Source organism: Yoonia tamlensis, from assembly GCF_900115105.1.
GTDB classification, from domain to species: domain Bacteria; phylum Pseudomonadota; class Alphaproteobacteria; order Rhodobacterales; family Rhodobacteraceae; genus Yoonia; species Yoonia tamlensis.
Genome location: NZ_FOYP01000001.1, coordinates 1,247,345 through 1,261,511, shown reverse-complemented (window position 1 = coordinate 1,261,511; position 14,167 = coordinate 1,247,345). Strand labels below are relative to the sequence as shown.

At 57.2% G+C, this 14,167-nt stretch carries 15 protein-coding genes and 1 tRNA gene; 3 read left to right on the top strand and 13 right to left on the bottom strand.

What is annotated here, in order from left to right:
- Position 1: 1 nt before the first annotated feature.
- The gene (olsB, locus tag BM320_RS06535) at positions 2–769 is read right to left on the bottom strand and encodes an L-ornithine N(alpha)-acyltransferase (RefSeq protein WP_090197911.1); all 768 of its coding nucleotides are present in this window, start codon (positions 767–769) and stop codon (positions 2–4) included.
- Between the two features lie 98 nt (positions 770–867).
- On the bottom strand, positions 868–1,047 hold the full coding sequence (locus BM320_RS06530) for a DUF3553 domain-containing protein (RefSeq protein ID WP_090197908.1): 180 nt from the start codon (positions 1,045–1,047) through the stop codon (positions 868–870).
- 29 nt (positions 1,048–1,076) lie between these two features.
- Here BM320_RS06530 and BM320_RS06525 point away from each other — a divergent pair, with 29 nt between their 5' ends.
- Complete coding sequence (locus tag BM320_RS06525) at positions 1,077–1,667, top strand: histidine phosphotransferase family protein (protein WP_090197906.1); 591 nt, start codon at positions 1,077–1,079, stop codon at positions 1,665–1,667.
- Here BM320_RS06525 and BM320_RS06520 read toward each other — a convergent pair.
- From BM320_RS06520 to BM320_RS06495, 6 genes are all read right to left on the bottom strand, one after another.
- Positions 1,664–2,929 carry a glutamate-5-semialdehyde dehydrogenase gene (locus BM320_RS06520; RefSeq protein ID WP_090197903.1) on the bottom strand — a complete coding sequence of 422 codons (1,266 nt, stop codon included), beginning with the start codon at positions 2,927–2,929 and terminating at the stop codon, positions 1,664–1,666. The genes BM320_RS06525 and BM320_RS06520 overlap by 4 nt on opposite strands.
- Positions 2,930–2,941: 12 nt before the next feature.
- Positions 2,942–4,048, bottom strand: a complete 1,107-nt coding sequence (gene proB / locus BM320_RS06515) for a glutamate 5-kinase (RefSeq protein WP_090197900.1) — start codon at positions 4,046–4,048, stop codon at positions 2,942–2,944.
- Positions 4,036–5,082, bottom strand: coding sequence for a GTPase ObgE (gene obgE / locus BM320_RS06510; RefSeq protein WP_090197896.1), 1,047 nt, complete (start codon positions 5,080–5,082; stop codon positions 4,036–4,038). Before obgE ends, proB begins: the two co-directional genes overlap by 13 nt.
- A 73-nt stretch (positions 5,083–5,155) precedes the next feature.
- Complete coding sequence (locus BM320_RS06505; protein WP_090197895.1) at positions 5,156–5,698, bottom strand: GNAT family N-acetyltransferase; 543 nt, start codon at positions 5,696–5,698, stop codon at positions 5,156–5,158.
- Positions 5,699–5,824: 126 nt separating this feature from the next.
- The gene (gene rpmA / locus BM320_RS06500; protein WP_090197892.1) at positions 5,825–6,094 is read right to left on the bottom strand and encodes a 50S ribosomal protein L27; all 270 of its coding nucleotides are present in this window, start codon (positions 6,092–6,094) and stop codon (positions 5,825–5,827) included.
- Positions 6,095–6,106: 12 nt separating this feature from the next.
- Positions 6,107–6,724 carry a 50S ribosomal protein L21 gene (locus BM320_RS06495; RefSeq protein WP_090197889.1) on the bottom strand — a complete coding sequence of 206 codons (618 nt, stop codon included), beginning with the start codon at positions 6,722–6,724 and terminating at the stop codon, positions 6,107–6,109.
- 187 nt (positions 6,725–6,911) lie between these two features.
- Here BM320_RS06495 and BM320_RS06490 point away from each other — a divergent pair, with 187 nt between their 5' ends.
- Positions 6,912–7,256 (top strand): hypothetical protein, encoded by a 345-nt coding sequence (locus BM320_RS06490; protein WP_090197886.1) that lies wholly within the window; start codon positions 6,912–6,914, stop codon positions 7,254–7,256.
- Here the strand turns inward: BM320_RS06490 and BM320_RS06485 are convergent.
- From BM320_RS06485 to BM320_RS06470, 4 genes are all read right to left on the bottom strand, one after another.
- Positions 7,253–7,618, bottom strand: coding sequence for a VOC family protein (locus tag BM320_RS06485; protein ID WP_090197883.1), 366 nt, complete (start codon positions 7,616–7,618; stop codon positions 7,253–7,255). The genes BM320_RS06490 and BM320_RS06485 overlap by 4 nt on opposite strands.
- 101 nt (positions 7,619–7,719) lie before the next feature.
- Positions 7,720–8,124 carry a hypothetical protein gene (locus BM320_RS06480; protein WP_090197880.1) on the bottom strand — a complete coding sequence of 135 codons (405 nt, stop codon included), beginning with the start codon at positions 8,122–8,124 and terminating at the stop codon, positions 7,720–7,722.
- A 191-nt stretch (positions 8,125–8,315) separates the two neighbouring features.
- Positions 8,316–8,390, bottom strand: a tRNA-Asn gene (locus tag BM320_RS06475).
- A gap of 60 nt (positions 8,391–8,450) precedes the next feature.
- Positions 8,451–9,386, bottom strand: coding sequence for an MBL fold metallo-hydrolase (locus tag BM320_RS06470; protein ID WP_090200425.1), 936 nt, complete (start codon positions 9,384–9,386; stop codon positions 8,451–8,453).
- A gap of 43 nt (positions 9,387–9,429) precedes the next feature.
- Here BM320_RS06470 and BM320_RS06465 point away from each other — a divergent pair, with 43 nt between their 5' ends.
- On the top strand, positions 9,430–10,749 hold the full coding sequence (locus BM320_RS06465) for an ATP-binding protein (RefSeq protein ID WP_090197877.1): 1,320 nt from the start codon (positions 9,430–9,432) through the stop codon (positions 10,747–10,749).
- Positions 10,750–10,796: 47 nt separating this feature from the next.
- Here the strand turns inward: BM320_RS06465 and BM320_RS06460 are convergent, their stop codons facing one another.
- Positions 10,797–14,165, bottom strand: a complete 3,369-nt coding sequence (locus BM320_RS06460; protein WP_090197874.1) for a transglutaminase family protein — start codon at positions 14,163–14,165, stop codon at positions 10,797–10,799.
- Positions 14,166–14,167: the final 2 nt, after the last annotated feature.

Here is a 14,167-nt window from a genome sequence, read left to right as displayed (position 1 = left end):
CCTAGACGCCCCGCACATAGATATCGCGCTGCAACTGCGCCACCGAAGCCGCATCCAAAATCATGCAAATATCGATTGTATTGAGAGGCTTGTCCACAAATACCCCGTTACCGACAACACCGCCCAGTCGCAGATATGCCTTGATCAATGCGGGTGTTTTGCGCATGGCGCGCACCCTGTCAATCTGGTCAACAGGCAAGATATTCATCGCGGCCGCATTGGGTCCGATTGCAAAAACACGCAGGTGTTCGGGCGCAAGATGGCGGTGGTAAAGCAGGCTAAGCGGGGCTGCGAGTGCGCCGACATCGGTGCCGTGAAATGACGCCGCCCCGAAAAGGATATCGACGCGATTGCGCGCCACGTAGTCTGCCAATGCGCACCAGATATGCACCATTGCCGCGCCGCCGCGATAATCCGCGTGCAGGCAGGTCCGCCCGAGCTCAAGCAAGCGTTTGCCGCTTTGCACAAGTGCAGTCAGGTCAAATTCATCTGCACAATAGAACTGGCCCGCCTTTTGCGCCTGTGATCCGGTTAGCAGACGGTAAACGCCAACCACCTGATCCGCCGCCGGTCGGGTAAGATCGCGTAGCAAAAGATGATCGGCAAAAGCATCAAACCTGTCGCTTTCCAATCCGGCCGCATGATCGACAGTCGCGCCCTGCCCGCCCAGTTCACGCACAAAAACCGCGTATCGCAACCGTTGCGCCGCACAAATATCCGCAGGCGTTTGCGCCAGCGATACATGAAACTGAGGAGAAAGTGTCGCCATGAATGAATGTCGTACCTTTGGCCTTCAGGCGCGGTTTCTATTGCCGCATTAACGTTTTGGCAACCATTGAGGCGCTACCCCTGTTTTCACAAGGCGGACTACCGATCAACGATAACAAGGGCCAGACGTGTGCCGTCAATGACAACTTTCCCCTGTTCACGAAAATTGACGGTGATTTTGCCCGCAATATTTGACTGGACCTGCCCGGTGCCCCAGTCTGGCTGGGCGGGATTTTGGACCAGCATCCCGGGCTCTAAAATGGCGTTAATGCCGATCATATTCTGTTCCTCAAAGGAGAGACCACACCATGCAAACTGATTTGGCCGCACTTGTCGGCTCGCGCATTTGTCATGACCTTATTAGCCCAATTGGCGCAATCGGCAATGGTGTTGAACTTTTGGGGCTTACAAATGGCAATACCGATCCCGAAATGGCGCTGATCAGCGACAGTGTGAATAGCGCAAATGCGCGGATACGCCTGTTTCGAATCGCCTTTGGCGCGGTCAACGACGGCCAGCGGATTAGTAGCACCGAAGTGCAAAGCATCCTGCGCGCAGTCTCTGTTGGCGGGCGGCACCAGTTTATCTGGGATGTCAGCGACGACCAGCCACGGCGCAGCGTGCGACTGGCACTGCTGATGCTGCTTTGCTTTGAAACCGCGCTGCCTATGGGGGGCGAAATCACTGTGTCATGCACAGGTGATACATGGGATTTTAGCGCCAATGCGCGCCGCGTATCAATTGACCCCGACCTGTGGGAAGGGTTTGAAAATGTGCATAGCACGCACCCATATACGGCGGCGCAGGTACAGTTTGCATTACTGCCCCCCGCCCTTGCCGAGACAGGGCGCACCCTTGCGTATACAGTCGGCGAAAGCAGCCTGACCGCGCGCTTCTAGCTCCGGATTGTGCCGTCACCGGTGACAAGATATTTAAAACTTGTCAGCTGTACCGCGCCCACAGGACCGCGCGCATGCAGCTTGCCCGTCGCAATCCCGATTTCAGCGCCCATGCCAAATTCACCGCCATCGGCAAATTGCGTCGACGCATTGCGCATCAAAATCGCGCTATCAAGGTCGCGGAAAAAACGGTCGGCGACAGCGTCATTCTCGGCGATGATCGCATCGGTGTGATTTGACCCGAATTCACGGATATGGGCGACAGCCCCGTCGATCCCGTCGACAGCTTTCGCAGCAATAATCATATCCAGAAATTCATGCCCGAAATCATCAGCCTGCGCGGGCACGGTGCCCTTGGTCTGCGCAAGCGTACCGGCAGCGCGGACTTCGACCCCTGCTTCCAGCAGGTCGCGTGTCAGAATATCGCCGTGCTGGTCCAGAAACGCCTGATCAACAAGCAGACATTCGGCTGACCCGCAAATCCCCGTGCGCCGTGTTTTGGCGTTGATCAAAACCGCGCGGGCCTTGGCCAGATCTGCGCTGGCGTCGACATAGATATGGCAAATACCTTCGAGATGGGCAAAGACAGGCACACGTGCCTCGCGCTGGACAAGACCAACCAGCCCTTTGCCGCCGCGCGGCACGATCACATCAATAAAATCAGTGGCTTGCAGCATCGCAGAGACCGCAGCACGGTCACGTGTCGGGACCAGCTGGATCGCCTTTTCCGGCAGACCCGCGGCGCGCAAACCCGCTGCCAGACATGTATGGATTGCCTGGCTTGAATGGAACCCTTCGGAGCCCCCACGCAAGATCACCGCATTGCCCGACTTCAGGCAAAGCGCACCGGCATCCGCCGTCACATTCGGGCGGCTTTCGTAAATCACGCCAATAACCCCGATCGGGGTCCGCACGCGTTTGATGTGCAACCCCGAAGGCTGAGTCCATTCTTCGGTTACTGCGCCAATCGGGTCATCTTGTGCGGCCACTGCGCGCAAGCCGCTGACGATCCCCGCGATCCGGTCCTCATCCAGCATAAGGCGGTCCATCATCGCAGGGGACAGGCCTTTTTCGGCGCCAAAGGCCATGTCTTTTTTATTGGCAGCAATGATCTGCGCACGCTGGTCCCACACCGTATCGGCGGCGACATTCAGCGCTTGCGCTTTGGCTTGCGGCGCGGCGCTCGCCAGCACTGTCGCAGCGGCGCGCGCAGCCTTGCCAATATCGGTCATCATTTTTGTGATATCGTCAGCATCATGCATCGTCTTGACCTTTCAAAGCACCATATCATCACGGTGGACCAGCGCCGCGCGGCCCTCATAGCCCAGCACGCTTGCAATTTCATCGGACCTGCGGCCCATGATCTGGCGCGCTTCGGCGGCGGTATAGCGGGTCAACCCCTGCCCGAGCTTTACGCCCTTTGCATCCGAAATCGCCACGATATCGCCGCGCCCGAACTGCCCCGTCACGGCGCTGATCCCCGCAGGCAAAAGACTGTTGCCGCGCATAAGCGCCGCTTGCGCACCAGCATCAATGGTGACAGAGCCCGCAGGTTTCATCGCAGCAATCCAGCGTTTTCGTGCCGCTTGCGGATCGGTTTGAGCGGCAAACCATGTTGTGCGCGCACCGTTTTCAAGCGCTGCCAGCGGGCTGTCGGCGGTGCCCAGTGCGATTGCCATCGCGCAGCCTGCCTCTGTCGCGATGCGCGCGGCCATGATCTTGGTGATCATGCCACCTTTGGACAGGCTTGATCCGACATCGCCTGCCATTGCTTCGATCTCTGGAGTGATTTTTTCTACAATATCAAGGTGTTTTGCGTCACTACTAATGCGCGGATTGGCGGTATAAAGCCCGTCAACATCCGACAGCAATATCAATTGATCCGCACCGATCGTCACAGCGACCTGCGCCGCAAGCCGGTCATTATCGCCATAGCGGATTTCGTCAGTGGCGATTGTGTCGTTTTCATTCACGATCGGGGTGACACCCAGCGACAACATGGTTTCCATCGTCGCGCGGCTATTCAGATAGCGCCTGCGATCATGGGAATCCTCAAGCGTGACAAGCACTTGCCCCGCGATGATATCATGTTTTGCGAGCGCTTCTTCGTAGGCGCGCGCAAGCCGGATTTGCCCGACAGCCGCCGCCGCCTGCGATTGTTCAAGCGGCAGCGCAGCCGCAGGAAGCCCGAGAACACCGCGCCCCAACGCGATTGAACCTGAAGAAACAAGTACAACATCAGTGCCACGCGCGCGGATCCGCGCCACATCGTCAGCAAGCGAGGTCAACCATGATTGCCGCAATTTGCCGCTTGCCGCATCGACAAGCAACGCGGAACCGATCTTGATGACGAGGCGTTTAGCGTCGGTTAAGGTTGCCACGGGGCGTCCTCCACCGCTTCCTCCGCAGCTGTACGGTGGCGCAGGCGGTTGTCGTCAATTTCGCCGCGCAAGGCACGCAACACATCGGGGATGCCCTCTTGGCTGACGCCGGACATCATCAGAACGGGACCGGCCGCAACCTGCGCAATTTCATCACGCAAAAATGCGCGTTCTTCCTCATCCAGCGCGTCAATCTTGTTTAGCACCGTGATCCGCGGTTTTGTCGCCATCTCGCCGCCATAAGCCTCAAGTTCGTGGATAATAGTGGTCAGATCACCCGCAGGATCGCCCGATGTGCCGTCAATCAAATGCAAAAGCACTGCGCAGCGTTCCACATGGCTCAGGAATGTATCGCCAAGCCCGCGCCCTTCAGAGGCGCCCGCAATCAGCCCCGGAATGTCGGCGACAACAAATTCAACCTCGTCAATACCGACAACGCCCAGATTGGGGATCAGCGTGGTAAACGGGTAATCTGCCACTTTGGGCCGTGCGTTCGACGTCGCGGCCAAGAACGTGGATTTGCCAGCGTTCGGCATGCCCAAAAGACCAACATCCGCGATCAGTTTCAGGCGTAGCCAAATGGTGCGTTCGATGCATTCCTGACCAGGGTTGGACCGGCGCGGCGCTTGGTTCGTCGCAGATTTGAAATGCAGGTTGCCCCAACCGCCATTGCCGCCTTTGGCGATCACGATCCGCTGGCCGACTTCGGTCAGATCGGCGATGACGGTTTCTTCGTCTTCGTCAATGATTTCAGTGCCTACAGGTACGCGCAACACCTTGTCTTCACCGTCTTTTCCGGTCCGCTGGCTGCCCATCCCGTGCTGGCCATTTCCTGCAAAGAAATGCTGCTGATAGCGAAAATCAATCAGCGTGTTCAGCCCGTCCACGGCCTCGACAATGACGTCGCCGCCATTGCCACCATCGCCGCCATCAGGGCCGCCATATTCGATGAATTTTTCGCGCCGGAAAGAAATACAGCCGCCGCCACCGGCACCGGACCGGATATAGACCTTGGCGAGATCAAGAAATTTCATAGGTTTTTGCTTTCCGCGCTATTCAGATGTGGCGATAGTCTATTGCGCGCGCCAGCTCAAGGCGCGCGCTGATCTATGCCCCAACTTTCAACGTATAAGTCCAAGTCGGCACCGTGGCGTTGCGCGCGACCGAAAACGCCTCGGCGTCGCCAAGATAATCAAAGCCGCAGTTGGTCAATACGCGGGCCGATCCGGGGTTATCCTGAAAGGCTTCGGCAAAGATGGTTTTGGCCTGATGCGGGTTGGCAGCGATCAAGGCGCGCACGGCTTCTGATGCCAGTCCGGTGTTCCAGAACGCAGGCGCGATCCAATAGAAAATTTCGGATTGGTTGCGATCCATCCGTTCAAGGGTAATGACGCCCAAGGCCTCAACATGGCCATGCGCAGATCCGTCGATGACCCAGATGTCTTCGCTGCGGTCTGCGGCGCTCGCGCGGTCGATCATCGCTTCAATCGTGCCCGGTGGCAACGGATGCGGAATGCTGCGGGTGCCGCGCGCGACACGTTCATCCGCGGCATACATCGCGATTAACCCTGCGTCCGACTTGCGGCACGGACGCAGCACAAACCGTTCTGCGGTTATTGTCTCTTGAACTGTAATCTCTTCATGAATCACTGCTTTCCCTCCTCGAAAACACGACCATCCCTAGACACGTCTAAATTGATAACATGGCAAGAGTATGAACGAAAAAGGGGACCGGCTTGCGCCGATCCCCAAAAATTTTACCTTAAGGTATTCGGCTTATTCAGCGGCCTCCGCCACCGGCAGGACCGAAATAAAGGTACGGCCCTTGAGGCCTTTGTGGAACTGAACGTTGCCTTCGACGGTTGCAAAGATTGTGTGATCCTTGCCCATGCCAACGCCCATGCCCGGCCACATTTTTGTGCCGCGCTGACGCATGATGATGTTGCCAGGAATGACAACTTCGCCACCGAATTTCTTTACGCCAAGACGACGACCAGCTGAGTCGCGTCCGTTACGGGATGAACCGCCTGCTTTTTTATGTGCCATTGGTGTCTCTCCTTAGCCTTTTGCCAGCTCAACCGCTTGCGCGATCCAGCCTTCACGTTCGATACGACCTTTGAAGGACAGTTTTTCGTCCATCGCGGCCACATCTTCGGGTGTCCATGCTGCGATCTGTGCGAATGTCGTTACGCCAGCTTCGAGCAGTTTTTTCTCAAGTGCGGGGCCAACACCGGACAATTTTTTCAAATCGTCAGAACCGGCAGCAGCCTTAGGCGCCGCAGCTTTCTTAGGTGCCGCTTTTTTTGCAGCAGGTGCCGCAGCAACCGGGGCCGCGCCATTTACAGCCGCTTTCACGCCGGATTTGTCAGCGCCTGATTCCAGAATGTCGCCGATGCGGACCAGTGTCAGTTGCTGACGGTGGCCTTTTTTACGTGCCGATGAATGCTTACGACGACGTTTTACGAAATTGATTGTCTTTGGACCTTTGATTTGGTCGATGACTTCGGCTTGGACGCCGGCATCTGCAACCAAAGGCGCGCCAACAGTGGCGCCAACCATCAGAATCTCGTTGAATTGAACTGTTTCGCCAGCGCTCGCTGCCAGCTTTTCTACGCGGAGCACGTCGCCAGAAGCGACTTTGTATTGCTTGCCGCCGGTTTTCAAAACCGCAAACATATGATCTTCCTTCGTTTTTCGCGTCTCTGAGGCCCCGGATCATTCCGGCGTTAGTGGCTAAAACCGCCTGTAAACAGCGCGCCCGATGGGCGTAATTTTACTTGTGTCCGCACAAAACACTTGTACGGATGGCGGCTTATCTGACCAATACCCTTATAAGTCAACCCATAGAACGGGCGAAAACACAATGAAACGCCACCTGATTGTCCTTACCATCCTGTGCGGTTGCAGCACAGAGGCAAACCACATCGGCAATCCGCTGCTGCTTCCGCTTTCCGCGCTCAGCACGGGGATTAGCAATGCCGCCTACAACCAGCGCAGGGGGCAGGTAGAAATCTATGTGAAATCTAACCACACAGCGATCATGGGGGATATAGTCAACGGCGGTGGCGACCATATTGCCCGCGCAATGGACATCGCAGGCATAGCACCCGAGGACCGCCCTACCCGTTTGATCCAACTGAAGTCCGATCAAGGACTGTATCAGACGAGCCCGGAAGCGCTGATCACGGCGTTGATGGTTTATGGCTAACGCTTCACAAATGCCCGACTCGAAACGGAGACTGTGTTTTTGGCCGGGTCTTTTGCATTGGCGAAGCAATATCCGTCAGCCTGGTGTATGGTGCCGAACGCCAAGCCCTGCATTTCCGAGTTGCGACAGAACTCTGCAACGTCTTGAACGTCAAATACCAACTTGACGAGTGCCTGCCCCTCTTTGCGCCCAGCCGACAGCGGGTGTAAAAGTATCGCGCTACCATTCCCCCGTGCCACCAATTCGACAATTCGATCTCCCTCACGTCTATGGGCTTGAAAGCCAAAGTGCGTACAGTAGAAATCCGTAACGGCCTCTATCTTTTTAGTGTATATAATGATGCGGCCAAGCTGAGCAGGCATAGCTTTCTCCAAAGGGCGGCGCAGTTATTATGGCGTAGAATCGGAACATAACCAAAGGCAACGTTAAGCCGCTCAGCCAACTATAGCCCGTTCATAAAAACCTAAAAATTCGCGTAGGCGGAATCGCGTTGTGCGACGAGGTCCCAGAAAGCTTTGGATTTGGCGATATCTGCGGCCAAATCTGCCGGAATGCCGCGTGCGAGCATCCGTTGATACAATGTTTCAGGATAGCCTGGCGTCACGGATGGGACGCTGACCATCGGGTTGATGTCCGCCGCACGCGCGCGCGCCTCTACGGGGCAGTCTTTGGTGGGGTTGCCATTGGCGGATTGGCCTGCAGCCTCAAGCTTGGCCACGGCCGCGAAATAGATCGCACATTCGCTCATCACCAATGCCTGCTGGCGCGGATCATCCAGCGGCAGATTGTCTTCGACCACAATGGGGGGTGTTTGATCGCATGCAGCCAAAAGACCACAGGCAAGGACAGCAATCTTGAACGGTGACATGGTCCACTCCTTCGTCGTTCGTATTTTGCGCTAGCATAGGCCCAATTGCACGGATGCCAAGCCAAGAGCGACGCAAAATACCCCGCAAATCGCAACATCAAGACAAAATATTACACCGGATTGCGGTCAAGTTTACGAACCGCCAAATGAAAAAAGGGCTTAGCGATTTCTCACTAAGCCCTTGAATTCTTTGGCTCCGACGGTAGGGATCGAACCTACGACCAATTGATTAACAGTCAACTGCTCTACCGCTGAGCTACGTCGGAACAACTGCGGGCCGTATAGCAATGCCGATTAGGGACGTCCAGAGCTTTTTGCCCGTTTTTTTACATTCCGGTTACGGTTTTTTCTGACGACCCGATTAACCTATATTTTGCTTGAATTCCGACGCGCGGAATTGCGGCCGCGACCTGCCTTTGGCACAGGTCGATAAGATGCGCAAAAACATTGCGCTGCGCAGCTGGCAGCAATTCGCGTGCGATGTCGTGATAGATCGATTCTGTTAGCGCGGGGATCGTGTTTACCCCCTGCCCCAGCAAGCTGCGGATCTGTGCTTCGCGGTCACGCCGATGCATCATCAGCCAGTCCAGCCGCTGCTGCGGATCAGCAATCGGGGCGCCATGCGCGGGGAAATAGCGGCGCGCCGGCCAGCTGCGCAATTTTTCACACGAATCCATAAAGGCCGTCAAATCCCCGTCAGGCGGTGAAATCAGCGAGGTTGACCAGCCCATGATGTGATCGCCGGTAAACATTATGTCTTGCCATGCAAAACACAGATGGTTTGCCATATGCCCGGGCGTGTGCAGCGCTGTAATATCCCCCCAATCGCCGTTGATCGCGGCACCGTCATGCAATGTGAAATCGGGCGCAAACCCGTGGTCGACACCCTCGCCTCCGCTGCCAAGCCCCTGCGCCACAAGCCTTTGCATCATCGGGCTGCGGCCCGATTGGCTGTCGCCAAAACCTGCAACGGGCGCTGCCGTCTGCGCTGCCAGACGCGCGCAAAGCCCCGAATGATCAAGATGGCTATGGGTGACCAGAATCTGCGCCACCCTGCGCCCTTCAAGGGCCTGCATGATCGCTGCCAAATGCGCATCATTATCAGGGCCGGGGTCAATAATCACCACGGTGTCTGCACCCAGAATATAGGTATTTGTGCCCCAATAGGTCATTGGCGAAGCATTGGGCGCCAGCACCCGCGCAAGGCGGGGCAACAATTTTTCGGCTTTGCCAACGGGTGGCTTGTTTTCACTGTGCCGCATATCTGCGCTTTCCGTTTGTACCAATGAGAAGTAGCCTAGCGCCATGTTCTTTCGCTGGCTTAAAACCTATATGCCGCGTGGCATCTACGCCCGTGCGGCCCTTATTCTGATATTGCCAGTCTTGCTGCTGCAATTGCTCATTTCTGTTGTCTTTATCCAGCGCCATTTTGACGGTGTAACGCGGCTGATGACAACTGCCGAAACGATCGATCTGCAATATATGATCGCAACCGCAAACAGGGCACCCGATGTCGCCCTTGCGCAGGCGGCGCTTGATGAATTGGGCAACGCTTTGCAAATCGTACCCGCATTTTCAAACAGCGATATGCCTGCGCGCGATATTGTTCCCTTTGTTGATCTGACCGGCAGCATGGTGATTGCGACGATGCGCGAAATCATTGAACCGCCAATGACCGTTTCACTCGAAGACCGCGGGCGCGTTGTGCTTTGGGTGGATACGGTACACGGGCCGTTGCGGCTTGAATTCAGTCGCCGCCGCGTTTCGGCAGCCAATCCGCACCAGCTTTTGGTGATTATGGTGGTGATGGGGGCATTTATGACCGCCGTTGCATTTATATTCTTGCGCAATCAGCTACGCCCTATCAAACGCATGGCCGAAGCCGCGACAGATTACGGGCGCGGCCGGATTACCCAGTTTACCCCGACAGGCGCGGTCGAGGTTCGCGCCGCGGGCATGGCGTTTTTGGACATGCGCAACCGGCTTGAACGCCAGATCCAGAGCCGCACGCTCATGCTTTCGGGGGTAAGTCATGATTTGCGCACCCCGCTGACACGGATGCGGTTGGGCCTGTCATTTCTTGACGAAGAAGACGCCGCACCGTTGATCGAAGATGTCGATGAAATGCAGCGTCTTGTGGATACGTTTCTGGACTTTGCGCGCAGCGACGCCAGCGACGAGATCGCGCTCGTGGTGCCGGCGGACATCTTGCGCACGATTTTGCACAACCACCAACGCATGGGCCATGCGCTGACGCTTGACCGGATCGACGGGCCGAATACCCCCGTGCCGCTGCGCCCGACAGCCATCCGGCGGGCGTTGGACAATTTGATCGGCAACGCGCTGCGCTATGGCACCCAAGCCAAGATCGGTGTGAGCGTCACCGACCGCGCGGTCCGTTTTTGGGTGGCCGATGATGGGCCGGGCATTCCGCCCGCACAATATGAGGACGCCATGAGCCCCTTTGTCCGGCTTGACCCCGCCCGCAACCAAGACAAGGGCAGCGGTGTCGGGCTTGGCCTGTCGATTGTCGCAGATATTGCGCGCACGCATGGCGGGGTTTTGCGCCTGGGCAAAAGCGACACGCTGGGCGGATTGCTGGCCGAGGTTGTTATCGGGCGTTAGATCGCGGCGCGCGCGGGTTCATCGCACCCGCACGCGCCGCAGACAGCCTATGTAAACCGCAAATCCAGCGTCCAGTTTTGATGCGCATTCTTGCGCGGGTGGATCGGTGTGAAGCGCTCTGGCGTGTGCTGTCCGGGTACAAAACGGACCCGTCTGCGCCCTTCGGCCTCAAGTTCATTCACGGGTCGCGTTTCATGCGCCCGCCCGCCTTGGTGGGCCACATGATAGGCCAACCCGCCAACCGAACGGCCGACCGTCTTGTCATAGATATCAAACACCAGCGGCGCATGTGCCGGAATTGTCGGGTGCAGGGATGACCACGGTTGCCAGCTGCGGAACCTGATGCCCGCCCCTTGCAAATCGGGGCCATATGCGCGCAGCGGGACTTCGATCTGGTTGCAGGTCAGAATATAGCGGTCGGACCATTCGCCCGCGACAGTGATTTCCACCCGTTCAAGCGAACTGTCGACATAGCGCGACGTACCGCCGCCTGTGCTTTCTTCGCCCAAAACCAGCCAAGGTTCGATCGCGTTACGCAAACAAAGCGTCAGCCCTTCGACTTCGGTACTTCCGACCTCGGGGAAGCGGAATTCGAATTGCGCGTCATACCAATCGGGGCGGAACTCAAACCCGTGCGCGCCGGACAGATCGGCAAGCACCTCTTTGAAATCATCCCAGACATGGTGCGGCAACAGGTGTTTGTCGTGCAAATCGCTTTTCCAGTCGATCAGCGGCTCGGTATAAGGCTTATCCCAAAACCACGCCAGAAGCGCGCGGATAATAAGCCCCTGCGCCATCGACATCTGCCAATGCGGCGGCATTTCAAATCCGCGGAATTCCACCAGCCCCAAACGCCCTGTCGGGCTGTCGGGCGAAAACATCTTGTCGATGCAAATTTCGGCACGGTGGGTATTGCCGGTCAGATCGGTCAGCAAATGCCGCAAGATCCGGTCGGACAGCCAAGGGAACCCCTGCCCGCTGTCTTGCATCCGCTGCAATTCGGCCAATGCGATTTCCATCTCGTAGACATTGCCGGAACGGCCTTCGTCGAACCGTGGCGCCTGCGATGTCGGGCCGATAAATGTGCCAGAAAACAGATAGGATAGCGACGGATGCCGCTGCCAATAGCGCACAACCGAAGCCGCAAGATCAGGCCGCCGCAAGAACGGGCTGTCGCTGGGTGTTTGCCCGCCAACCACGATATGGTTGCCGCCGCCCGACCCTGTCAGCCGCCCGTCAACCATAAAGGTAAAGCTGTCCAGTTCACATTGGCGCGCTTCTTCGTACAGCGCTTCTGTGATGTCGCGCAGACCGTTCCAGTTATTGGCGGGATGAATGTTGATTTCAATCACGCCTGGGTCGGGCGTGACGCGGATCACGTTGATTGAAGGATCGCGCGGCGGCTCGTAGCCTTCGATACGCACGGTCAGCCCCATGTCTTTGGCGGTTTCTTCGGCGGCTTCGACCAGATCAAGATATTCGTCGGCGGATCCGGTGGGCGGCATAAAGACGTGCAAAATACCTGCACGCACCTCGACGGTAAGCGCGGTGCGGATCGGTGTGCCCTCTTCCCAGAAAGTCTGGCCGCCCGCGATCCAGTCGTCAGAGCTGCCAATATCGCGCAGCCAGTAATCGGCTTCATAGGTTTGGGCGGGCCCTGCAGCACCATCAAACGGGACCTGCATCAGACGCCGCGCTGGAATTGGCGGGCGGCGGGTCAGCGGGTCACGCTGGAACGGTTTGTCAACACGGATACGTTTGCCCTTCTTGTCGCGCTCGCTTTTGCGCAAGGTGGCAAGCGGCAGCCGCAATCCGGCGGGGCTATCTCCGGGCGTCAAGAATAGTTTTCCGCGCCGCGTGGTCCAACGTTCCGACGCCCATTTAAACCGCCGGTGCGCTGATGCTTTTGCCTGCGCCAGTTGCAACGGGATCGCAAAGCTGGACGGTTTATCCAGCCCGTTGTTCATCATGCGGATCAGCCGCGCGCGTTCTTGCGGATCGGCCAGTTCGCTGTCTTCCGCGGTGACGTTTTCGGGCAAAAGCGCCTCTGTCCCCATGAAATGCAGCGGGTCTTCGTAGATTTCATGCACATAATCATCGTCAAACCCAAGGTTTTCCGCCAATTTCGACGCAAAATCGCTGGCCGTCTCGGTGGTTGCTTTGCCTGTGCCCTCTTTGGCGATCAGGTCCACATCATTCCAAAGCGGCAGACCGTCACCGCGCCAAATGATCGAATAGGCCCAGCGAGGCAGTGCTTCACCCGGGTACCATTTGCCTTGGCCGTGGTGCAGAACACCGTGCGGGGCGAAACGTTTGTGCAGGCGGCGCAGCAAATCATCGGCATATTGTTGTTTGGTCGGGCCTACCGCATCGGTATTCCATTCCGCACCGTCACGGTCGTTGGCGGAAATGAATGTCGGCTCGCCACCCATCGTCAGCCGCATATCCTGGGCTTTTAGTTTGGTTTCAATAGTTTGGCCCGCGCGGTCGATCTCGGCCCATTGGTTGGGCGACAAGGGCCGTGTGACGCGCGGCGGCTCTGCGATGCGCTGCACGGACATCTCAAAGCCGAATGTCACCTCGGCCACATCATGGGCGCCTGAAATCGCGGCGGCAGAGCTTGGCTCTGGCGTGCAAGCCAGCGGAATATGACCTTCACCCGCAAAAAGCCCCGAAGTCGGATCCATCCCGACCCAGCCGGCGCCGGGCAGGTAAACTTCTGTCCATGCGTGCAAATCGGTGAAATCCTCGGTCGGGCCAGAGGGGCCAGAGATCGGTTTTTGATCGGCGGTCAGCTGGATCAGATAGCCCGACACAAACCGCGCCGCATAGCCAAGACTGCGAAACAGCGCGACCAAAAGCCAAGCACTGTCACGGCATGATCCAAGCGCCTTTTTGATGGTTTCGGTCGGGGTTTGCACGCCCGGTTCCATACGGATGGTATAGGCAATCGAATCCGCGACATATTGGTTAATCGCGACCAGCCAATTGTTGGTATCGCCCGTTTGCGGCGGTGCATTGGCCACAAATTGTTCAAAGGCATCACCGCGCGCGGTTTTCTTGAGGTACGGTTTGAGATCGCGCAAAAGCGCCTTGTCATAAAGAAACGGCACCTTGTCGGCCGTTGCATCCAAAAAGAAATCAAACGGGTTGATCGCGACCATATCCGCAACCAGATCCACGGTGACAGACAATTCGCGGGTGGGTTCGGGAAACACCAGACGCGCCTGCCAGTTGGAAAACGCATCTTGCTGCCAGTTCACAAAATGCGATTTTGGCGCGACCGTCAGACTATAGCTTTTGATCGGTGTACGGGCATGCGGTGTCGGCCTAAGCCGGACAATATGCGGCGCGAGGGTAATCAGACGATCATAAGAATAGGTCGTCTTGTGTGAAAGTGCCACTTTAATAGACATCT